The 19,164-nt window shown below is 69.2% G+C and carries 19 protein-coding genes and 1 pseudogene; 13 read left to right on the top strand and 7 right to left on the bottom strand.

Features of this window, described 5'->3' with window-relative positions; translation table 11 throughout:
• Positions 1–114: 114 nt before the first annotated feature.
• The 7 genes from chrA (at position 115) to J8I82_RS26515 (ending at position 8,987) form a co-directional block, all read left to right on the top strand.
• Positions 115–1,338, top strand: a complete 1,224-nt coding sequence (gene chrA / locus J8I82_RS26545) for a chromate efflux transporter (protein WP_209761821.1) — start codon at positions 115–117, stop codon at positions 1,336–1,338.
• 289 nt (positions 1,339–1,627) lie between these two features.
• The gene (locus tag J8I82_RS26540) at positions 1,628–2,284 is read left to right on the top strand and encodes a PepSY-associated TM helix domain-containing protein (RefSeq protein ID WP_209761820.1); all 657 of its coding nucleotides are present in this window, start codon (positions 1,628–1,630) and stop codon (positions 2,282–2,284) included.
• A 75-nt stretch (positions 2,285–2,359) separates the two neighbouring features.
• The gene (locus J8I82_RS26535) at positions 2,360–2,884 is read left to right on the top strand and encodes a DUF2271 domain-containing protein (RefSeq protein ID WP_209761819.1); all 525 of its coding nucleotides are present in this window, start codon (positions 2,360–2,362) and stop codon (positions 2,882–2,884) included.
• Positions 2,885–2,903: 19 nt separating this feature from the next.
• Positions 2,904–3,770 carry a DUF4198 domain-containing protein gene (locus J8I82_RS26530; RefSeq protein WP_431831580.1) on the top strand — a complete coding sequence of 289 codons (867 nt, stop codon included), beginning with the start codon at positions 2,904–2,906 and terminating at the stop codon, positions 3,768–3,770.
• Positions 3,771–3,797: 27 nt separating this feature from the next.
• The gene (locus tag J8I82_RS26525; RefSeq protein WP_209761818.1) at positions 3,798–4,817 is read left to right on the top strand and encodes an FAD:protein FMN transferase; all 1,020 of its coding nucleotides are present in this window, start codon (positions 3,798–3,800) and stop codon (positions 4,815–4,817) included.
• A complete protein-coding gene (locus J8I82_RS26520; protein ID WP_209761817.1) occupies positions 4,814–6,433 on the top strand; it encodes a sulfite reductase subunit alpha in 1,620 nt (539 codons plus the stop codon). The genes J8I82_RS26525 and J8I82_RS26520 overlap by 4 nt, the downstream gene beginning before the upstream one ends.
• Before the next feature lie 115 nt (positions 6,434–6,548).
• The gene (locus J8I82_RS26515) at positions 6,549–8,987 is read left to right on the top strand and encodes a penicillin acylase family protein (protein WP_209761816.1); all 2,439 of its coding nucleotides are present in this window, start codon (positions 6,549–6,551) and stop codon (positions 8,985–8,987) included.
• A gap of 124 nt (positions 8,988–9,111) precedes the next feature.
• Here J8I82_RS26515 and J8I82_RS26510 read toward each other — a convergent pair whose 3' ends face one another.
• The gene (locus J8I82_RS26510) at positions 9,112–9,789 is read right to left on the bottom strand and encodes a type 1 glutamine amidotransferase domain-containing protein (RefSeq protein WP_209761815.1); all 678 of its coding nucleotides are present in this window, start codon (positions 9,787–9,789) and stop codon (positions 9,112–9,114) included.
• A 114-nt stretch (positions 9,790–9,903) separates the two neighbouring features.
• On the opposite strand from J8I82_RS26510, the gene J8I82_RS26505 reads away from it, so the two are divergent.
• Complete coding sequence (locus J8I82_RS26505) at positions 9,904–10,815, top strand: LysR family transcriptional regulator (protein ID WP_209761814.1); 912 nt, start codon at positions 9,904–9,906, stop codon at positions 10,813–10,815.
• Between the two features lie 48 nt (positions 10,816–10,863).
• On the opposite strand, the gene J8I82_RS26500 is transcribed toward J8I82_RS26505, so the two are convergent.
• Entirely contained in the window at positions 10,864–11,556 is a 693-nt protein-coding gene (locus J8I82_RS26500; RefSeq protein WP_209761813.1) for an SDR family NAD(P)-dependent oxidoreductase, read from the bottom strand.
• Between the two features lie 188 nt (positions 11,557–11,744).
• Positions 11,745–12,713, bottom strand: coding sequence for a LysR family transcriptional regulator (locus J8I82_RS26495; protein WP_209761812.1), 969 nt, complete (start codon positions 12,711–12,713; stop codon positions 11,745–11,747).
• Positions 12,714–12,927: 214 nt separating this feature from the next.
• On the opposite strand from J8I82_RS26495, the gene J8I82_RS26490 reads away from it, so the two are divergent.
• The 5 genes from J8I82_RS26490 to J8I82_RS26470 all read left to right on the top strand — a co-directional run bounded on the left by J8I82_RS26490 (position 12,928) and on the right by J8I82_RS26470 (position 17,207).
• Positions 12,928–13,881, top strand: coding sequence for a hydroxymethylglutaryl-CoA lyase (locus J8I82_RS26490; RefSeq protein ID WP_209761811.1), 954 nt, complete (start codon positions 12,928–12,930; stop codon positions 13,879–13,881).
• Positions 13,882–13,889: 8 nt separating this feature from the next.
• On the top strand, positions 13,890–15,047 hold the full coding sequence (locus tag J8I82_RS26485; RefSeq protein ID WP_209761810.1) for a CaiB/BaiF CoA transferase family protein: 1,158 nt from the start codon (positions 13,890–13,892) through the stop codon (positions 15,045–15,047).
• 70 nt (positions 15,048–15,117) lie between these two features.
• Positions 15,118–16,107 (top strand): tripartite tricarboxylate transporter substrate binding protein, encoded by a 990-nt coding sequence (locus J8I82_RS26480; protein ID WP_209761809.1) that lies wholly within the window; start codon positions 15,118–15,120, stop codon positions 16,105–16,107.
• Positions 16,108–16,201: 94 nt separating this feature from the next.
• Positions 16,202–16,726: a gamma carbonic anhydrase family protein gene (locus tag J8I82_RS26475; RefSeq protein WP_209761808.1), complete on the top strand. Its 525-nt coding sequence runs from the start codon at positions 16,202–16,204 to the stop codon at positions 16,724–16,726.
• A gap of 94 nt (positions 16,727–16,820) precedes the next feature.
• Positions 16,821–17,207, top strand: coding sequence for a DUF427 domain-containing protein (locus tag J8I82_RS26470; RefSeq protein ID WP_209761807.1), 387 nt, complete (start codon positions 16,821–16,823; stop codon positions 17,205–17,207).
• A 14-nt stretch (positions 17,208–17,221) separates the two neighbouring features.
• On the opposite strand, the gene J8I82_RS26465 is transcribed toward J8I82_RS26470, so the two are convergent.
• From J8I82_RS26465 to J8I82_RS38525, 4 genes and pseudogenes are all read right to left on the bottom strand, one after another.
• On the bottom strand, positions 17,222–17,575 hold the full coding sequence (locus J8I82_RS26465) for a hypothetical protein (protein ID WP_209761806.1): 354 nt from the start codon (positions 17,573–17,575) through the stop codon (positions 17,222–17,224).
• Between the two features lie 8 nt (positions 17,576–17,583).
• Positions 17,584–18,003, bottom strand: coding sequence for a cupin domain-containing protein (locus J8I82_RS26460; RefSeq protein WP_209761805.1), 420 nt, complete (start codon positions 18,001–18,003; stop codon positions 17,584–17,586).
• A 100-nt stretch (positions 18,004–18,103) separates the two neighbouring features.
• Complete coding sequence (locus J8I82_RS26455; RefSeq protein WP_209761804.1) at positions 18,104–18,910, bottom strand: GntR family transcriptional regulator; 807 nt, start codon at positions 18,908–18,910, stop codon at positions 18,104–18,106.
• Between the two features lie 89 nt (positions 18,911–18,999).
• Positions 19,000–19,164, bottom strand: a pseudogene (locus J8I82_RS38525) (allantoinase); the annotation flags it as partial.

The raw sequence follows: 19,164 nt of genomic DNA, 5'->3' as shown, positions 1-19,164 counted from the left end.
CCGTTGGCGTACGGGACGTGATTCCGGCGACTCCTGTCACGCCGTTGACCGTTGAAATCGGGCAGACTGCGCGTTGTACCGACGCAACCCTCCTCACGCCTGTCGCACACACGTATGGCCACCTTGCCAAGTCCCTCCGAAGACAGCCGCCGCCATGACGGCCCGCTTGCCGTATTTCTCACGTTCCTGCGGCTGGGGCTGACTTCGTTCGGCGGGCCCGTCGCGCACCTGGCATTCTTCCGCGAGGAACTGGTGCGGCGCCGGCAATGGCTGAGCGAGGCCGCCTATGCCGACGTGGTCGCGCTGTGCCAGTGCCTGCCCGGCCCCGCCAGCAGCCAGACCGGGATCGCGCTGGGACTCGCGCGCGCAGGGTACGCCGGTGCGCTCGCCGCATGGCTGGGTTTCACGCTGCCGTCGGCATTGCTGATGATCCTGTTCGCCCTGGGTGTCTCCCACTACGGCATGGTGGCGGCACCCGGGGTGCTGCACGGGCTCAAGCTGGTCGCGGTGGCAGTGGTGGCGCAGGCGGTGTGGGGCATGGCGCGCACGCTGTGCCGTGGTCCGGTGCGCATTGCCATCATGGTTGCTGCCACAGTCGCGGTGCTGGCTCTGCCGGGGTCGTGGACGCAGGTGGCGGTGATGGGCGTTGCGGCGCTGGCCGGCACCTTGCTGCTGCGGCCGGCGCTGGCTGGCACGCATGAGCCGCTCGGGCTGCCGGTCAGCCATCGTGCCGGCGCGCTGCTGCTGGTGGCGTTCGCCTTGCTGCTGGCTGGTCTGCCGGTGCTGGCGCAACTGAGCGCCGATCCTTCCATGCGCCTGTTCGACGCCTTCTACCGAGCCGGGGCGCTGGTCTTCGGCGGCGGCCACGTGGTGCTGCCGCTGCTGGACGCCGAAGTGGTGGCGCCCGGCTGGGTCGGCAAGGAAACCTTCCTCGCCGGCTATGGCGTGGCCCAGGCCATGCCCGGCCCGCTGTTTACCTTTGCCGCCTTCCTGGGCGCCTCGTCCCAGGTGCCTCCGGCCGGCTGGGCCGGTGGGCTGCTGGGCACGGTGGCAATTTTCCTGCCCGGCGCGCTGCTGGTGGCCGGCACGCTGCCTTACTGGGAAAGCCTGCGCCGCAACCGCCGGGCGCAGGCCGCGCTGGCCGGTGTCAACGCAGCCGTGGTCGGGCTGCTGCTGGCGGCGCTGTGGCAGCCGGTGTGGGTCAGCGCGGTGCGCGGGCCGCTCGATATCGTGCTGGTCGCGCTGGCGCTGGCGGCGCTGATGGTGTGGAAGCTGCCGCCCTGGCTGGTGGTGCTGGCCAGCGGCGTGGCGGGGTGGCTGGCAGGCGTGTGGCTGTAGCGCCGCTGCGCCAGCGGCCGGAGCGATCGGAGCGATCGGAGGGGCGCATCCGTGCAGCGGCGCGCACACCAGCGGCCGCAGCTTGACCCTTGTAATGCGCCGTAACCTGGAGCGCCACGGAACCGTTTGCGCATTCAAATGCGAACGATTATCCTTCTCTCCTGCGTCGGTCATTGTGATGACAATGGCACAACTTCCGCGTCCGATGCGCGGGACGGCGCTCCAGCTTCCCAGGATTCCCAGCAGGGCCGGCCGCCGGCCCGACCGGGGCCAGCCGCCTACCACCGCAATGACCGAATCCCAGCCAGCTTCCGGCCAGCAGCGCCGCGCGTTCTGGCTCAAGCACCTTCACCAGTGGCACTGGATCAGTTCCGCGATCTGCCTGATCGGGATGATGCTGTTTGCCGTGACCGGTTTCACGCTTAACCACGCATCACAGATCGAGGCAAAGCCCGCGGTCGAGACGCGCCACGCCACGGCGCCCGCCGCGCTGCTCGACACGCTGCGTGAACAGGAGTCCGCCGCCACAGGCAAGTCCCGCGAGCGCAAGGCGCCGGTGCCCGAAGCGCTGGCCGCATGGCTGGCACAGGCGCTCGATGTCGATGCCAGCGGACGCGAGGCCGAATGGTCGGCCGACGAGATCTACGTGGCGCTGCCGCGCCCGGGCGGAGATGCCTGGGTCAGCCTGGAGCTCGACAGCGGCGAGGCCCAGTACGAGAAGACCACGCGCGGCGCGATCTCCTACCTGAACGACCTGCACAAGGGCCGCAACACCGGCCAGGCATGGAGCCTGTTTCTGGATCTGTTCGCATTCGCATGCCTGGTCTTCAGCGTCACCGGCCTGTTCCTGCTCAAGCTGCACGCGGGCGGACGCCTGGCGACCTGGCCGCTGGTCGGCCTGGGGCTGGTGGTGCCGCTGGTGCTGGCGGTGTTGTTCATTCACTGAGCATGGCCCGCGCCAGGCACGCCCGCATCCCGAACGATTTTCCTGCTGCATCTCACTGACGAGGTTTCTCCGAATATGCGCCGACTGCTCTCCGTCACCCTGACCGGCATGGCCACGGTCCCGTTCGCGGGCCCTGCGCTGGCCGCCGACCTGAACGTCAAGGTGGAAATTCCGCGACTCAACGTGGCCGAGTACCACAAGCCCTACGTGGCGATGTGGGTCGAGCGCGCCGACCAGGGCCCGGTGCAGACCCTGGCGGTCTGGTACGACGGCAAGCTCAAGGAAAACGAGGGCACCAAGTGGCTCAAGGACATGCGCCAGTGGTGGCGCAAGGCCGGCCGCGACCTGAACATGCCGGCCGACGGCATCTCGGGCGCGACCCGCGCGCCGGGCGAGCACAACGTCAGCTTCCGCGACGGCAAGAACCCGCTGGGCAAGCTGCCGGCGGGCGACTACCAGCTGGTGGTCGAAGCCGCGCGTGAAGTCGGCGGGCGCGAACTGGTGCGCGTGCCGTTCACCTGGCCGCCGCAATCCGCACAGACCGCCCGCGCCAGGGGCGACCACGAACTCGGCGGTGTCACCGTCGACCTGAAGCCGTAATCCTTCCCGGAGCCTGACGATGAAACCTGCCGCGATCCTGTCTGCCATCGTGTCCCCCACCCGTTCCCGCATGGCCACCCGCATGGCCACAAACATGGCCGTGCTCGCCCTCGCCGCGCTGGCGCCGCTGGCCGCGCACGCGCACCGCCAGTGGCTGCTGCCGTCGGCCACCGTGCTGTCGGGCAATGACCCGTGGGTGACCGTTGACGCCGCCGTCTCCAACGACCTGTTCTACTTCGAGCACGTGCCGCTGCGCCTCGACAACCTGCAGGTGACCGCCCCCGACGGCAGCGCCGTCAAGGCCGAGAACGCGGCGACCGGCAAGTACCGCAGCACCTTCGACCTGCACCTGACGCAAGCGGGCACCTACCGCGTGGCGGTGGTCAACCAGGGCCTGTTCGCCAGCTACAAGGTCGATGGCCAGGCCAAGCGCTGGCGCGGCTCGGCGGACAACTTCGCCAAAGAAGTCCCGGCCAGCGCGCAGGACCTGACGGTCACGCAGGCCGAAGGCCGGGTCGAGTCCTTCGTCACCGCCGGCAAGCCCAGCGACAAGGGCCTGCGCATCACCGGCCGCGGCCTGGAACTGGCGCCGATCACGCATCCCAACGACCTGGTTGCCGGCGACACCGCCAGCTTCCGCCTGCTGCTCGATGGCAAGCCCGCGAGCAACCTGAAGGTCGAGGTGGTGCCGGGTGGCATCCGCTATCGCGACAAGCTGCAGGAGATCAGCGCCACCACCGACGCCGACGGCAAGTTCAGCGTCAAGTGGCCGGCGCCTGGCATGTACTGGATGGAAGCCGAGGTCCGCGACGACAAGGCCACCTTCAGGCAGGCCAAGTCGCGCCGCGCGACCTACGCGGTGACAGTGGAAGTGCTGCCGCAATAAGCGTCGCCTGGCTCGGCTGAATCCGGTTTGAACCGCATCCTGGTCCCCGTCGCGCTGCAAGCGCCCCCGGTGCCGCCCGCGCGCGATGCGCGGCAGCACCGCTGGGGCGGCGCAAGCATGGGCACGACCTGGTCGGTCGTGGCGTTGCTGCCGCCCGCGGCGGACGCCGAAGCCATCGGCGCGGGCATCGTCGCCGTGCTCGACGGCGTGATCGCGCAGATGAGCAACTGGGAATCGGGTTCCGATATCAGCCGCTTCAACCGCGCCGAGGCGGGCAGCTGGCACGCGCTGCCGCCCGATTGTTTTGCCGTGCTGCAATGCGCGCTGCAGGTGGCGCGCGACAGCGGCGGTGCCTATGACCCGAGCGCCGGGCCGCTGGTCGACCTGTGGGGATTCGGCCCGGCACCGCGGCGCAGCGCGCCGCCGTCGCCCGACGCCGTCCAGGCGGCACGCGGCCGCTGCGGCTGGTCGCGCATCGGACTCGATGCCGACGCACTGCGCGCACGCCAGCCCGGCGGCGTGTCACTGGATTTCTGCGCCATCGCCAAGGGCTTTGCCGTCGACGCGGTGGCGCGCTACCTCGACGCGCAGGGCGTGGACCATCACCTCACCGAGATCGGTGGCGAACTGCGCGGCCATGGCGTCAAGCCTGACGGCATGCCGTGGTGGGTCGCGCTGGAAGCGCCGCCCGGTCTCGGCAACGACGCACAGGACAATGAGGAAGGGCAGACCCTGGTGGCGTTGCATGGCCTGTCGGTCGCCACCTCCGGCGACTACCGCCGCTACTTCGACAGCGACGGCCGGCGCTATGCCCATACCATCGACCCGCGCACCGGCTATCCGGCCAGCCACGCGCTGGCTTCGGTCACGGTGATCCACCCGCAGTGCATGCTGGCCGATGCGCTGTCGACCGCGCTGACCGTGCTCGGACCGGATGCCGGCAAGGCACACGCGCGCCGCCACGGTATTGCCGCGCGCTTTCTGGTGCGCACGCCGGGCGGTTTCGACGAACATCTTTCCCCGGCTTTTGCCGCGATGCTGGCATGAGCCGCTCCACGCTTTCAGTCCTTGTTTCACCCTTCGCCGGCGCCAGCTGGCTCGCGCTGGCAGGCGGCGTGGCGCTGTCGCTGGCGGGGCCGTCGCGCAGCGCCATCGCCGCCGGCGTGGTCGCCGCCTATGCCGGGTTCTGCGGCACGGTGCTGGCACACCACCGCCAGCGGCGCGCGCGCGTGGCGGCACTGGCCAATGCCACGGACACCACGGACGGCGCCACGCTGGTTGCCTATGCCAGCCAGACCGGGTTTGCCGAGCAGCTGGCGCTGCAGACCGCGACCGCGCTGCAGGGCGCCGGCATGCCGGTGCAATTGCTGTCGCTGGCCGAGGTCGATGCCGGGCGGCTGGCCGCCTGCCGGCAGGCACTGTTCGTGGTCAGCACCACCGGCGAGGGCGACGCCCCCGACAGCGCGTCAGGGTTTGCGCGCCGGCTGCTGGCGGGCCGCGCGGACGGGCTGCGCGAGTTGCGCTACGGCATCCTTGCGCTCGGCGACAGCAGCTACGCGCGCTTCTGCGCTTTCGGCCACGCGCTCGACCACTGGCTGCAGCGCCATCGCGCGCAGCCGCTGTTCGACCTGATCGAGGTCGACAACGGCGATGCCGGCGCGCTGCGCCACTGGCAGAACCACCTGTCGGCGCTCAGCGGCGGCGCCGAGATTGTCGACTGGGAGCGTCCGCGCTACGGCGACTGGGTATTGGACCGGCGCCGCCACCTGAATCCCGGCAGCCAGGGCGCGCCGGCATTCCATCTGGTGCTGGAGCCGCAGGACCGCAGCGTGCTCGACTGGCAGCCGGGCGATATCGCCGAAGTCGGCCCATGCCATGCGCCGGCCGAGGTCGCGCGGCTGCTGGCACGGCTCGCGCTGGACGGCGCCACGCCGGTGCGCTGCGATGGCCGCGACCTGTCGCTGGCCGAGGCGCTGGCCACTCGCATGCCACTGCCCGATGCCCACTTTGCCGCGATGCAGGGCGTGCCGGCGCAGCACCTGGTCGATGCGCTGTCGCCGCTGCCGCACCGCGAGTATTCGATCGCTTCGCTGCCGCAGGACGGCTGCCTCGAACTGCTGGTGCGGCAGGCACGCCGCGACGACGGCCGCCTGGGGCTGGCTTCCGGTTGGCTGACCGAGCATGCGGCCGTTGGCGTGCGCATAGCGCTGCGCATCCGCGCCAACCGCAGCTTCCATCCGCCCGCCGACGACCGGCCGCTGATCCTGGTCGGCAACGGCACCGGTCTGGCTGGCCTGCGCGCGCACCTGAAGGCGCGCGCCGCGGCGGGACGGCGCCGCAACTGGCTGCTGTTCGGCGAGCGCTCGGCACAGCATGACGCTTTTTTCGCCGATGAACTGGCCGCGTGGCAGGCCGACGGCACGCTGCAGCGCCTCGACCACGCCTGGTCGCGCGACGGCGGTACGCCGCGCTACGTGCAGGACGCCCTGCGCGCGCAGGCGGCGCTGGTGCGCGAGTGGGTGCAGAAAGGCGCGGCGATCTATGTCTGCGGCAGCCTGCAAGGCATGGCCGGCGGCGTCAACAAGGCCCTCACGGAAATTCTCGGCGAATCCGCGTTGCGCCAGCTTGCCGACGACGGCCGCTACCGGCGCGACGTCTACTGATTACGCCAGCTGCCGTGCGGAGATCGGCCACGCGGCTCGCGCCCCGGCCGCGCATGCACTATCTTCGGTGTGGACTGCAAAGCATTTGCAGCAAACACAAAACCGAGGAGACCTGATGCGACGCACCCCCTGCCGCCTAGCCGCCGCGCTGGCTTTGGTTGCCACCACCATCGCTACCACCATTCCCGCCGCCATGGCCGAGGCACCCGCGCGCGGCGACCGCCTCGCCGTTCCCGGCCTGGAGAAACCCGCGACAGTGCTGGTCGACCGCTGGGGCGTGCCGCATATCTACGCCGGCACGCTTTACGACGCCTTCTACGTGCAGGGCTTCATGGCGGCGCGCGACCGCCTGTGGCAGATCGACTTGTGGCGCAAGCGCGGCCTCGGCGAGATGGCGAAGGACTTCGGCCCCGCCTACGCCGACGGCGACCGCATGGCACGCGCGGTGCTGTTCCGCGGCGACATGTACCGCGAATGGCTGGCCTACGGCTCCGACGCCAAGCGCGTCGCCGAGGCCTTCGTCGCGGGCGTGAACGCTTACGTGGCGCTGACCGAGCAGAAGCCGGAACTGCTGCCGCCCGAGTTCCGCAAGCTCGACTACAAGCCCGCGCGCTGGCAGGCCGAGGACATCGTGCGCATCCGCCACCACGGCCTGACGCTGAACTTCGCCGGTGAGATCGATCGCGCCCGGCTGTTCTGCGAAGCCAAGGCCGATGCCGTGCGCGCCGACTGGATCCGGCGCGAGCTCGACCCACCGGTGGAGCCCAGGCTCAGCGCCGGCCTCGATCCCTGCACGGTGCCCGCCGCCGAACTGCGCCGCGCCTATGAGCTGGCCACCGCCGCGGCGCGCTTTCCCAAGGACGCATGGAGCGGCGTCCAGAACGCCAGCATCCCGCTCGACCAGCTCTATGCACTGGTCGATCCCAACAGCGACACCGGCCGCAGCCTCGGCTCCAACAACTGGGTCATCGGCGGCAAGCGCACCACCACCGGCCGGCCGATCCTGGCCAACGACCCGCACCGCTCGCATGGCGCGCCCAGCCTGCGCTACATCAGCCACCTGAACGCGCCCGGCATGTCGGTGATCGGCGCGGGCGAGCCGTTCCTGCCGGGCATCTCGATCGGGCACAACGGCACCATCGCGTTCGGCCTGACGCGCTTCTACATGGACCAGGAAGACCTCTACGGCTACGAGCTCAACCCGGCCAACCCGCGCGAATACAAGTACGAGGGCCGCTGGGAGCCGATGGAGACCGTCACCGAGGAGATCGTCGTCAAGGGCGAGTCCGCGCCGCGCAAGGTTTCCCTCGATTTCACCCGCCACGGCCCCGTGCTGCACGCCGACGCCGCACGCGCCTGGGTACTGCGCGCGGCGTGGCTCGACTATGGCATGGCGCCGTACTTCGGCTCGATGGACTACATGCGCGCACGCAACTGGGACCAGTTCCGCGCCGCCATGAACCGCTGGGGCGCGCCCGGCGAAAACCAGGTCTATGCCGACACCGGCGGCAATATCGGCTGGATTCCCGGTGGCCTGACCGTCAAGCGCCCCAACTGGGACGGGCTGACGCCGGTGCCGGGCGATGGGCGCTATGAATGGGCAGGCTACCGCAACATGGATGAACTGCCGTGGGCCTACAACCCGGCGCCCGGCTATATCGTCACCGCCAACGAGAACAACATCCCGCCCGAGCATCCGGCGGCGAAGCTGGGCGTGGGCTATGAATGGAGCGACAGCTCGCGCGCGCGGCGCCTGAAGGCGGTGGTGGGCGCCAACGCGCGCAGCTCGGTGCAGGACTCGATGGCGTGGCAGAACGACACGGTGTCGCTGCCGGCGCAGCGCGTGGTGGCGCTGCTGCGCGACCTGCGCAGCGATGACGCGCAACTGGCGCGGGGACTGGATTTGCTGCGCGGCTGGGACGGCAACGAACGCGCCGACAGCGCCGCGGCAGCGTTGTTCGAGGTCTGGTTCAGCAAGCACCTGCGCCCGGCAGTGGTGCGCGCGGCATTGCCCGCCGATGCCGCCCGGCTGGTCGGCGCCGGCGATGCCGCGCGCGTGGTCGCGGTGCTGGAGCAGCCCGACCCGTGGATGCCGGTGGGGCAGCGCAACGCGGTGATGCTCGAATCGCTGAAGGCCGCGATGGCGGAGGTGGAAGGCAAGCTCGGCCCGGACCCGCGCGGCTGGCAATGGGGCAAGCTGCACACCGCGGTGTTCACGCACCCGATGGACCCGATCCTGAATGACGCCGAGCGGCAGCAGTTCAACGTCAACGCCGGCCCGATCGGCGGCTCGGCCTTTACGCCGATGAATACCAGCTACCGCAACAACGATTTCCGGCTGACCGCGGGGGCATCGTTCCGCATGGTGCTGGATGTGGGCAACTGGGATGGCTCGCGCGTGATCAACACGCCGGGGCAGTCAGGCAATCCGGCCAGCGCGCATTATCGCGACCTGGCGCCGTTGTGGGCCAAGGGGGAGTATTTCCCGCTGGTCTATACGCGCAAGGCGGTGGAGAAGGCGAGCAGGGAGAGGCTGGAGCTGGTGCCGCAGTAAGAACCTTCAACCGGCGCATCGCAAGCTCGACCGTCTGCCGCAAGCTGACGCCACTGGCAAACGCACCCCTCTCCCGCAAGCGGGAGAGGGGTGCAAACCGGCAGCGGTGTGAATTTGCAGGGTCTTACCTCAACAACCCCAACACCGCCTCGGCCCCCGCCTCCGACGACGCCGGATTCTGCCCCGTTACCAGTTTTCCGGCCACCGCAACGTGGCTGGCCCAGTCATCCCCGCGCGTAAACCGCGCGCCGCTGGCCTTGAGCACGTCCTCCACCAGGAACGGCACCACCTCGGTCAGCTGCACCGCCGCTTCTTCGCTGTTGGTAAAGCCGGTCACTTCCTTGCCCTTTACCAGCGGCTGCCCGTCCGCGCCCTTGACGTGCCGCAGCACCCCCGGCGCATGGCATACGGCGCCTACCGGCTTGCCGAGTCGGTCGAATTGCTCGATCAGCGCGATCGAACGCTTGTCTTCCGCCAGGTCCCACAGCGGGCCATGGCCGCCGGGATAGAACAGTGCGTCGAAGTCCTCGGCCTTCACCTGGTCGAGCGTCAGCGTGCTGGCCAGCGCCTGCTGCGTGGCGGCATCGGCACGGAAGCGTCGGGTCGCATCGGTCTGTGCATCCGGATCGTCGCTCTTGGGATCGATCGGCGGCTGGCCGCCCTTGGGCGAGGCCAGCGTGAGGTCAGCGCCTGCATCCTTGAAGACGTAGTAGGGCGCGGCAAATTCCTCCAGCCAGAAGCCGGTCTTCTTGCCCGTATTGCCAAGCTGGTCGTGCGAGGTCAGCACCATCAGGATTTTCATGTTCGTTCTCCGGTTTGCATCCACGTCGGCCGGGGCAGCCCCGGCATTGGCAACATCCTACGCAGCTGGCTATGATTCGAAAACTTCGAATATTCGATTTCTGCCATCCAAAAAATGAATATCGTGGGCAAGGACCTGAATCTGCTCTACGTCTTCCATGTGCTCTACCAGGAAGGCAACGCCTCGCGCGCGGCGGCGCGCATGGCGCTGAGCCAGCCGGCGCTGAGCCACAAGCTGAACCGGTTGCGCGACGAACTGGGCGACCCGCTGTTCGTGCGCGCGCCGCGCGGCCTGACGCCGACGCCGCGCGCGCATGAGCTGGCGCCGCAGGTGCAACGGCTGGTCGCGGAACTGGATGCCTTCTACGACGCCTGCGATGGCCGCGACTTCCTGGCGCGCAGCGAGGCCGTCCATCTCTATACCACCGACTACATGGAGCAACTGCTGCTGCCCGCGCTGTTGCCGCGGTTGCGGCGCGATGCGCCCGGGCTGGTCGTGGTCACGCACAACACCCGCGGCGAGCTGCCGCGCGAAGAACTGGAGAAGGGCACCTGTGACCTGGCGATCGCGGGCTTCTACGAAGACCTGCCGGATACCTTCCACCAGCAGCGCCTGTGCAGCGAAGACTTCGTCGTGCTGGCATCGAAATCCAACCCGCACCTGGCGCGCGGCCTCGATCTCGATGCGTTCCTGGCTTGCGAGCACCTGCTGACGACGCTGACCGGCGACCTCAACGGCGTGGTTGACCGCGCGCTGGCGGCGCAGGGGTTGAAGCGCACGGTGGTGGCGGGACTGTCGAGCTTCCTGGCGCCGAGCCGGCTGGTGCGCGGCACGGCCTTGCTGCTGACCTGCCTGCGCTCGGTGGCGGAAGAGGCGGTCGCGCGCGACCCGGACCTGTTGCTGCTGCCGGTGCCGTTCGCCTTGCCCAGGGTGGAGATGATGCAGATCTGGCACGCGCGCACCGATGCCGACCGGCTGCGGCGCTGGCTGCGCCAGCAGATCCAGGAAGTGGCCGGCTCGTTGTAGGCGCGGGGCCGCGGCCGCAGCCGCAGCGCAAGCCGGCCCGGCGAGCGGTCAGGCGCGGTTGACTACCGGCACCAGTGCGCCTTGCACCGCGCGGGCGGCGTCGGAAGCGAGGAACAGGATCACGTCGGCCAGTGCGTCCAGGCCGACCCAGCGCGAGGTATCGGCATCCGGCATGGCTTGTCGGTTCTCGGGGGTGTCGAGGATGCTGGGCAGCACCGCATTGACGCGGATGCCCTGGTCGCGCAGCTCCGCCGACATCGATTCGGTGACACGCGCCAGCGCGTCCTTGGATGCGCAGTAGGCACCCATCTGCGCCAGCCCGCGCGCCGCCGAATTGGCGCCGACATTGACGATGGCGCCGCCGCCGGCGGCCAGCATGTGCGGCACCACCGCGCGCGCCATGTTCAGCACCGTGCCCACGTTCATGTCGAACAGGCGGTTCCAGTCATCGGCGCTGGTCTCGTGGATACCCGTGCCCATCGCAAAACCACCGGCCAGGTTGCACACCACGTCGATGCGCCCGCACGCCTGCATGGCTGCGCCGATGGCCGTGCCGAGGCTGTCCGCGTCGAGCAGGTCGGCCTGCAGCGCCAGGTGGCCGCTGCCCACTTCAGGCAGCGGTGCGGCATGGCGGTCCAGCAGCACCACGCGCGCGCCTGCCTGCGCGAAGGCGTGCGCGACCGCGCGGCCCAGGTTGCCGCGTGCGCCGGTGACCAGTACGTTCTTGCCGTTAAAGTTCATTTGCGTCTCTCCTGCGCCGTGGCGGCGCGCATTGTCGTGATCAGGCTTCGCCCGGCTTTTTTTTTTCTTATTAACCATCGTGGCCCGCAGCGAAAAACGCAAGCCAGTCTACGCAACGGCACGCAACATAAGCTTGCGAAAACGCCTCGGGCTAACCCTCGAAACGCACAGGAAGTTGCGCGCGGGACTCAACGCGAGATTGACCGCTTTGGCCGGGCCGGGGTCTTCGCAGGCACAGCGCCTGCAGCCGTCGCTTCCTTCGCCGCGGCTTCCTCCAGGAACTGCACCAGCAGTTGTGCTGCCGGCGACAGCAGCGAGAAGTCGCGGCAGCAGATCGCAAAGCGCCGCCGCGCCCAGTCGTTGCGCAGCGGGATGACGCGCAGGCCAAAGGCCGTGGCGACGAGCGTGGCGATCTCCGCCGGGATGATGACGATGCCAAGTTCGGCGCGCACGCAGCGCAGCGCGGCGTCGAAGGTAGACACCACCGCGCGATGCGCGATGCGGCGGCCCAGGATCGCGGCATAGCGCGCCAGCATGATCTGCACCGCCGTCTGCGCCGGCATGGCGATCTGGTCGTAGTCCAGCGTGTCTTCGAACAGGCAGGTATCCGCCCGCGCCAGCGGATGCCCCGCATGCACGACGGCGGCGAGATGGTCGGTGCGGTAGGGGCGGGTCTGGAAGCCTTCCAGGTCTGCTGCGTCCCAGCAAATGCCCAGCGGAGCCGTGCCGTCGCGCAGCGCGCGCACCACTTCGCTGCTCAGGCTCTCTTCGATGGTCACGCGCACGTCGCGGTGCGCCGGCATCTGCATGAAGGCGGCGATGTCGTCCGGCAGCGATTCCGCCATGGTCGACACCGTGGCGAGCAGGCGCACCTGCCCGCGCACGCCGGAGCCGTAGTCGGCCATGTCGCGCGTTACGCGATCGGCCGCGGCGAGCATCGCGCGCGCATGGGCCAGCACGATTTCCCCGGCAGGAGTCGGAATGACGCCTCTGCGGCGTCGTTCCAGCAGTGTGGCGCCGACGGTCTCTTCCAGTTGCGCCAGGCGCTTGCTGATGGCGGAAGCGACGATGTGTTCCTGTTCGCCCGCGCGCGCCATGTTGCGGGTTTCGCAGACGGCGACGAACAGGCGCAGCGTGGTGAGGTCGAGGTCTCGCATGGCGGGGGCGCAATGTTTCCGGACTGGAATGCTACGCTCGTTGAAGGACCCATGACATCGCATCCGGGAAATCCCGTAGCGCAGCGGGCGGCATCTTTCTGACTTTCCGTTTCGGCATGCCTGAATGCGTAAATCATCGCTTCAGCTTGCCCGCAGAAACTCATAGAGTTCTTCCATCGCCCCCGTCGGGACGCCTCGCCAGTCCCCGAGAACCATGACCCATTCCTTCCCCAGCCAAGCCGTGATCCGCGAAGTCGGTCTGCGCGACGGACTGCAAAGCATTCGCACCATCCTGCCCACCGCCAGCAAGCTGGCGTGGATCCGCGGCGCGCACGCCGCCGGACTGCGCGAACTGGAAGTCGGTTCGTTCGTCCCCGCGCGCCTGTTGCCACAACTGGCCGACACCGCCGAACTGGTCGCGTTCGCGCGCACGCTGCCCGGCATGTTCACGTCGGTGCTGGTGCCCAACCTGCGCGGCGCGCAGGACGCGCTGGCGTGTGGCGCCGACCTGATGATCGTGCCGCTGTCGGCCAGCCATGCGCACAGCCTCGCCAACCTGCGCAAGACGCCCGATGAAGTCGTTGCCGACGTGGCGCGCATTCGCGCCGCGCGCGATGCCAGCGGCGCGAAGACGCTGATCGAAGGCGGCGTCGGCACGGCATTCGGCTGCACGCTGCAGGGCCATGTCGATGCCGATGAAGTGCTGCGGCTGATGCAGGCGCTGCTCGATGCCGGCGCCGACCGCGTCAGCCTGGCCGATACCGTCGGCTACGCCGATCCGGCCATGGTGCGCGAGCTGTTTGCGCGTGCCATCGCCATCGCCGGCGAGCGCTTCTGGTGCGGCCATTTCCACGACACGCGCGGGCTCGGCCTCGCCAATGCCTATGCCGCGCTCGAAGCCGGCGTGACCCGCTTCGACGCCTGCCTGGCCGGCATCGGCGGCTGCCCGCATGCGCCCGGCGCCAGCGGCAACGTTGCCACCGAGGATCTTGCCTACCTGCTAGGCAGCATGGGCATCGATACCGGCATCGATATCGGGCGCCTGCTGGCGCTGCGTGAAGACGTGGCCGGCTGGCTGCGCGACGAAACCCTGCACGGCACGCTGTGGCGCGCCGGCCTGCCCAAGACCTTCGCGGCCCCGCGCGCCAACGCCGCCGCCACCGCCTGAGAACGAACATGCCCCAAGACAGCAACAGCAATTCCCTGCCGCTCGCCGGCGTCCGCGTGGTGGAATTCACGCACATGGTGATGGGTCCCACCTGCGGCATGATCCTGGCCGACCTCGGCGCCGAGGTGATCAAGGTCGAGCCGCCCGGCGGCGACAAGACGCGCAACCTGCCGGGCCTGGGCATCGGCTTCTTCCGCGCCTTCAACCGCAACAAGAAAAGCGTGGTGCTCGACATCACCACCGACGATGGCCGCGCCGCCGCGGCCGAACTGGCGGGCCAGAGCGACATCCTGCTGGAGAACTTCCGCCCCGGCCTGATGCAGAAGCTGGGTCTGGACTACGCCACGCTGTCGCGCGACTATCCGCATCTGATCTATGTGTCGCACAAGGGCTTCCTGCCCGGCCCGTACGAGAACCGGCTGGCGCTGGACGAAGTCGTGCAGATGATGGGCGGCCTGTCCTACATGACCGGACCGAGCGGCCGGCCGCTGCGTGCCGGCACCTCCGTCAACGACATCATGGGCGGCATGTTCGGCGCGATCGGCGTGCTGGCCGCGCTGCGCGAGCGCGACCGCACGGGCAAGGGGCAGGAAATCCAGAGCGCGTTGTTCGAGAACTGCGTGTTCCTGGCCTCGCAGCACATGCAGCAGTACGCGATGACCGGCGAGCCGCCGCCGCCGATGCCGTCGCGCGTGTCGGCGTGGAGCGTGTATGACGTGTTCACGCTGGCGCAGGACGAGCAGCTCTTTATCGGCGCGGTCAGCGACAAGCAGTTCGTCACGCTGTGCCACGTGCTCGAGCATCCGGAGCTGATCGACAAGCCGGAGTACGCCAGCAACACCTCGCGCGTCGCCGTGCGGCCGCAACTGCTGGAAGAGCTGGGCGCGATCCTGCGCCACCATCGTTCCGCGGAACTCGCGCCAAAGCTCGAAGCGGCCGGCATTCCCTATGCGCCGATCGTGCGCCCGGACCAGCTGCTCGACGATCCGCACCTGCTCGCCAGTGGCGGACTGGTGCCGATGCAGGCAGACGACGGCTCGACCACGCCCACGGTGCTGCTGCCGCTGCTGATGGGCGGCCGCCGCCCCGGCGTGCGCAGCCCGCTGCCCCGCGCCGGCGAGCACAACGAAGAGATCCTGGCGCAGCTCGGCAAAGGCCGCGGCTGAGGCGCCTGACGGGCAAGCCGCGCTACAGCGGCGCCAGCAAAGCCCGACGATAACGAAACGGAGACAAAGCATGCAACGTCGCACCCTGCTCAAGTCCGCGCTGGCACTTTCCGCCACGCTTGCCGCCGCACTCGCCGCCCCCGGCTTCGAAGCGCTCGCACAGGGCGGATCGGGCAAGCCCGTGCGCCTGATCCTGCCGATCAGCGCCGGCTCCGGCGTCGACACCATCGCCCGTGCCGCGGGCCCCGCGCTGGGCAGGGCATTCGGCCAGCCGGTGGTGATCGAGAACCTGCCTGGCGCCGGCGGCATCACCGGCGCCGCCGCGGTGGTCAAGGCGCAGCCCGACGGCAGCACGCTGGGGCTGGTATCGAACAACCACGTGATCAACCCCAGCGTGTTCCGCGCGATGCCGTTCGACGCGATCAAGGACATTACGCCGATCAGCGTGATCGGCACCACGCCGCTGGTGCTGGTGGTCAACCCCAAGGTGCCGGCGAAGAACGTGAAAGAGCTGGTGGCGCTGCTCAAGGCCAGGCCCGATGGCTACAACTACGCGTCGTCGGGCAACGGCACCATCATCCACCTGGCCGGCGAGATGTTCCTGGACGAGGCGGGGGTGACGGCACGCCATGTGCCATACAAGGGCACTGGCCCGATGGTCAACGATCTGCTTGCCGGACAGGTGGAAATGGGTGTGGTCGCGCTCAATGCGGTGGCGCCGCACCTGAAGGCGGGCACGCTGCGCGCGATCGGCCTGTGCGGCGACAAGCGCACGGCCGCCGCGCCGGAGATCCCCACCATCGCCGAACAGGGTTTGCCGCGCTACAACGTCGCGGGCTGGTTCGCTGTCATCGGCCCGGCCGGCATGCCGGCGCCGGATGTCAAGCGCGTGCACGATGCCTTTGCCAGGGCCTTCACGTCGCCCGAAGTGCTGGAAGCGATGAAGAAGCAGGGCACGGTGGTCGAGCCCGGCACGCCGGAGGCTGCCGCAGCGTTCTTCCGCAGCGAAGCCGCGCGCTACGCCGCGCTGGTGAAGAAGGCCAACGTCAAGGTCGAATAAGCCAGAAGATTTTCCTGCTTTCCTGCTGCCAGCGTGGCCTGTGCCTTATCCAGGGCGGCCGCGGTGGCGGCCTTTTGTCCTCACCAGATCCATCATGACTCTCTATAAGCTTGGCGAGCTCGCGCCCGCCATCGCCGGCAGCGCCTTTGTCGCGGCCGAAGCCACCATCATCGGCCGCGCGGAACTGGCCGAACGCGTGTCGGTCTGGCCTGGCGCCGTGATCCGGGCCGACAATGAACCGGTCACCATTGGCATCGGCAGCAACGTGCAGGAAGGCGCAGTGCTGCACACCGATCCTGGCTGCCCGCTCGCGCTCGGTGCCGGCGTGACCGTGGGGCACCAGGCCATGCTGCACGGCTGCACCGTGGGCGACGGCGCGCTGATCGGCATCCAGGCCGTGATCCTGAACAACGCGACGATCGGCGCCGAATCGCTGGTTGCCGCCGGGGCGCTGGTGACCGAGGGCAAGCAGTTCCCGCCGCGCTCGCTGATCCTGGGCTCGCCCGCCAAGGCGGTGCGCGAGCTGACCGATGACGAAGTGAAGAACCTGCGCGCCAACGCGGAGGACTATGCACGCCGTGCCGTGCACTATCGCACGGCGCTGGAGAAGGTCTCCTGAGCCGCAAGCGCCACGGCCCCTCCGGGGGCCGCGCCGGCAGGTTGTCCGGCAAGCGCCTAGAATGTCCTGCATCCCGCCATGCAGGAGCACGACGATGTCAGGCAAGCCCGTCAGGATCCCAGGCCCCGACCACCCCATCACTATCACGCCGACACAAGGACGCGTGGTGGTCAAGGCGGCGGGCCGCGTTGTCGCCGACAGCACCGCGGCGCTGACGCTGCAGGAAGCCAGCTACGCGCCGGTGCAGTACATCCCGCGCGCCGATGTCGACATGGCGCAGCTCGCGCGCAGCGAGCACCCCACCTACTGCCCGTACAAGGGCGACTGCAGCTACTTCTCTATCCCGGCCGCCGGCGAGCATGGGCGCAATGCGGTGTGGAGCTACGAGGCGCCTTACGAGGCGGTCGCCGCGATTGCGTCGCACGTGGCCTTCTACCCGGACCGCGTCGACAGCATCGACATTGGCAAGGCAGGGGGCTGAACGTGCCGGCGGAGTCAGGATGACAGCGCCGCGTCGACCATTGCCACGGCGAGTCCCGTCAGCAACGCCAGTGCGGAAGCGATAAACCACCGCACGGTCTTGCGGTATTCCTCCACCACATCGTCCTCGATGCGCAGCGCGCGGAACAGGGCCACGATCTGCAGCGAGACCGCCGCCAGCAGCGAGATCGCAGCGAACACCGCGCGCACGTTCCAGTGGCCCGGGCTTTCGAAGCCCCAGAAGCGCCAGAACGCCAGCGAGAAGCCCAGCAACACCGTGATGGCGGTGATGATGCCCTGGCGGTAGCCGCTGGGCACCACCGGCGGCACGGGCGTCGGTGGTGGAGCGGGTTCGGCGGGAGGTTCCATCGGGCGCCTCAGCCCCGGCCTTCCGGCAGTTGCACGGCGGCCAGCGTGGCGTCGTCAGTGCCAATGACCCTGCTGACGTGCCCCTTGCCCGCGGTGTCTTCCAGCAACAGCGCGCTGCCTGCAGAAAGCGGGCGGCGCTCGCCATCGCTGGCTTCGAACTCCATCGTACCGGCCAGCACGAAGATCCGCATGCGTATCGGCGATGGGTGCAGCGCACCGACCCAGCCTGCCGGCACCAGCAGGAACCCCTGCCGCGCCGCTTTGTCCAGCGGCGATACCCAGAAGGCCCGCGCGGGCGGGGCAAACAGCCGCTCCGTGACGGCCGCGGAAACAGGACCGAAGTGGGATTCGCCCTCGGCATCGGCATAGAGACGCTCGAAGGCCAGCGGCGGACGCTGGGTTGTGACGGTTTCGGCAGTGGCGGCCATGGCACCCCCTGCGGCGCATTGCAAGCGCGGGTTGTTATCCAGGCAGTCTAGGCTGCCATGCGCCGAGTGCAATACCAGGCCGGCGCAGCCGGTGCTTCAATCAACCCTTGCTGAAGATGCTGTAGAAGTCCGGCGCGCCGCTGTCGGGCATGCTCAGGTCGAGCGAGCCTTCGATATGCTCGAGGTGCTCGGCCATCAGCGCGCTCGCGCGCGCGGCGTCGCGCTGCTCGATGGCATCGATCAGCTGGCGGTGCTCGTGCTCGGCGCACGCGGGTGCGCCGGGGCGGTCGTACAGCGTGATGATCAGGCAGGTCAGCGAAACCATCTCGCGGATCAGCTTCTCCAGGATCGCATTGCCGGCCATCTCGGCCAGCAGGATATGGAATTCGCCGGACAGCCGGATCATCGCGGCGCGGTCGCCGCGGGCGCGAGCGTTGTCTTCTTCCATGGCATGGCGGCGCAGGCTGCGGACCTTGGCCGGCGTGGCGCGCAGCGCCAGTTCCGCGGCCAGCGCGGGCTCGACCACGCGGCGGGCCTGGAAGACCTCGCGCGCCTCGTCGACCGTGGGGCTCGACACGAAGGCGCCGCGGTTAGGCACCAGCGTCACCAGCTTTTCATGCGCAAGGCGGGCGAACACCTGCCGGATGCGGGCGCGGCTGGCGCCGGTGACCTCGCACAGGCGTTCCTCCACCAGCTTGGTGCCGGCGAGCAGGCGATGCTCCATGATCGCTGTGAGCAGGCCAAGGTAGATGGCCTCGGTGGCGGAGGCCTCGCCGGCCGCGGACTCGTTGCCGGCCGCTTCCTCCGGGGTGTCTGGCGGGGCGGGCCTGGGTGCGGCTTTGGATGCGGGCCGGCGCGGCGTTTTCGCCGCCGCGCCGGGCGCCGTCTTCTTCGATGTGGTTGCCATATCGGGGTACGGACAGTCGGGGTGTCGCCGGAAGTGGCGACGAAACACGGCTATATCGTACACAAATATGGCGACGCGGACGTCGCGGGTCAGGCCGTGGCGGCTTCCCGCGCCGGGTTGGCAACGGCAGCGGCAGTCGTCGCGGGGCGGAACGGGTGCGCCTGCGCCCAGTGCCGCGCGATGTCGACACGGCGGCAGATCCACACCTTGTCATGGCCCTGCACGTAGTCGAGGAAGCGCTGCAGCGCGCGGAA

The organism is Cupriavidus consociatus (assembly GCF_017814975.1).
Taxonomy (GTDB): Bacteria; Pseudomonadota; Gammaproteobacteria; order Burkholderiales; family Burkholderiaceae; genus Cupriavidus; species Cupriavidus consociatus.
The sequence above is the reverse complement of the archived record's forward strand: the minus strand, read 5'-3'. Positions and strand labels throughout refer to the sequence as shown.

Bases quoted from the DNA above. Each gene is read 5' to 3' on its own strand.
- chrA (WP_209761821.1), top strand. From the start codon at position 115: ATGGCCACCTTGCCAAGTCCCTCCGAAGACAGCCGCCGCCATGACGGC.
- J8I82_RS26540 (WP_209761820.1), top strand. From the start codon at position 1,628: ATGACCGAATCCCAGCCAGCTTCCGGCCAGCAGCGCCGCGCGTTCTGG.
- J8I82_RS26535 (WP_209761819.1), top strand. From the start codon at position 2,360: ATGCGCCGACTGCTCTCCGTCACCCTGACCGGCATGGCCACGGTCCCG.
- J8I82_RS26530 (WP_431831580.1), top strand. From the start codon at position 2,904: ATGAAACCTGCCGCGATCCTGTCTGCCATCGTGTCCCCCACCCGTTCC.
- J8I82_RS26520 (WP_209761817.1), top strand. From the start codon at position 4,814: ATGAGCCGCTCCACGCTTTCAGTCCTTGTTTCACCCTTCGCCGGCGCC.
- J8I82_RS26515 (WP_209761816.1), top strand. From the start codon at position 6,549: ATGCGACGCACCCCCTGCCGCCTAGCCGCCGCGCTGGCTTTGGTTGCC.
- J8I82_RS26510 (WP_209761815.1), bottom strand. From the start codon at position 9,789: ATGAAAATCCTGATGGTGCTGACCTCGCACGACCAGCTTGGCAATACG.
- J8I82_RS26505 (WP_209761814.1), top strand. From the start codon at position 9,904: ATGAATATCGTGGGCAAGGACCTGAATCTGCTCTACGTCTTCCATGTG.
- J8I82_RS26500 (WP_209761813.1), bottom strand. From the start codon at position 11,556: ATGAACTTTAACGGCAAGAACGTACTGGTCACCGGCGCACGCGGCAAC.
- J8I82_RS26495 (WP_209761812.1), bottom strand. From the start codon at position 12,713: ATGCGAGACCTCGACCTCACCACGCTGCGCCTGTTCGTCGCCGTCTGC.
- J8I82_RS26490 (WP_209761811.1), top strand. From the start codon at position 12,928: ATGACCCATTCCTTCCCCAGCCAAGCCGTGATCCGCGAAGTCGGTCTG.
- J8I82_RS26485 (WP_209761810.1), top strand. From the start codon at position 13,890: ATGCCCCAAGACAGCAACAGCAATTCCCTGCCGCTCGCCGGCGTCCGC.
- J8I82_RS26480 (WP_209761809.1), top strand. From the start codon at position 15,118: ATGCAACGTCGCACCCTGCTCAAGTCCGCGCTGGCACTTTCCGCCACG.
- J8I82_RS26475 (WP_209761808.1), top strand. From the start codon at position 16,202: ATGACTCTCTATAAGCTTGGCGAGCTCGCGCCCGCCATCGCCGGCAGC.
- J8I82_RS26470 (WP_209761807.1), top strand. From the start codon at position 16,821: ATGTCAGGCAAGCCCGTCAGGATCCCAGGCCCCGACCACCCCATCACT.
- J8I82_RS26465 (WP_209761806.1), bottom strand. From the start codon at position 17,575: ATGGAACCTCCCGCCGAACCCGCTCCACCACCGACGCCCGTGCCGCCG.
- J8I82_RS26460 (WP_209761805.1), bottom strand. From the start codon at position 18,003: ATGGCCGCCACTGCCGAAACCGTCACAACCCAGCGTCCGCCGCTGGCC.
- J8I82_RS26455 (WP_209761804.1), bottom strand. From the start codon at position 18,910: ATGGCAACCACATCGAAGAAGACGGCGCCCGGCGCGGCGGCGAAAACG.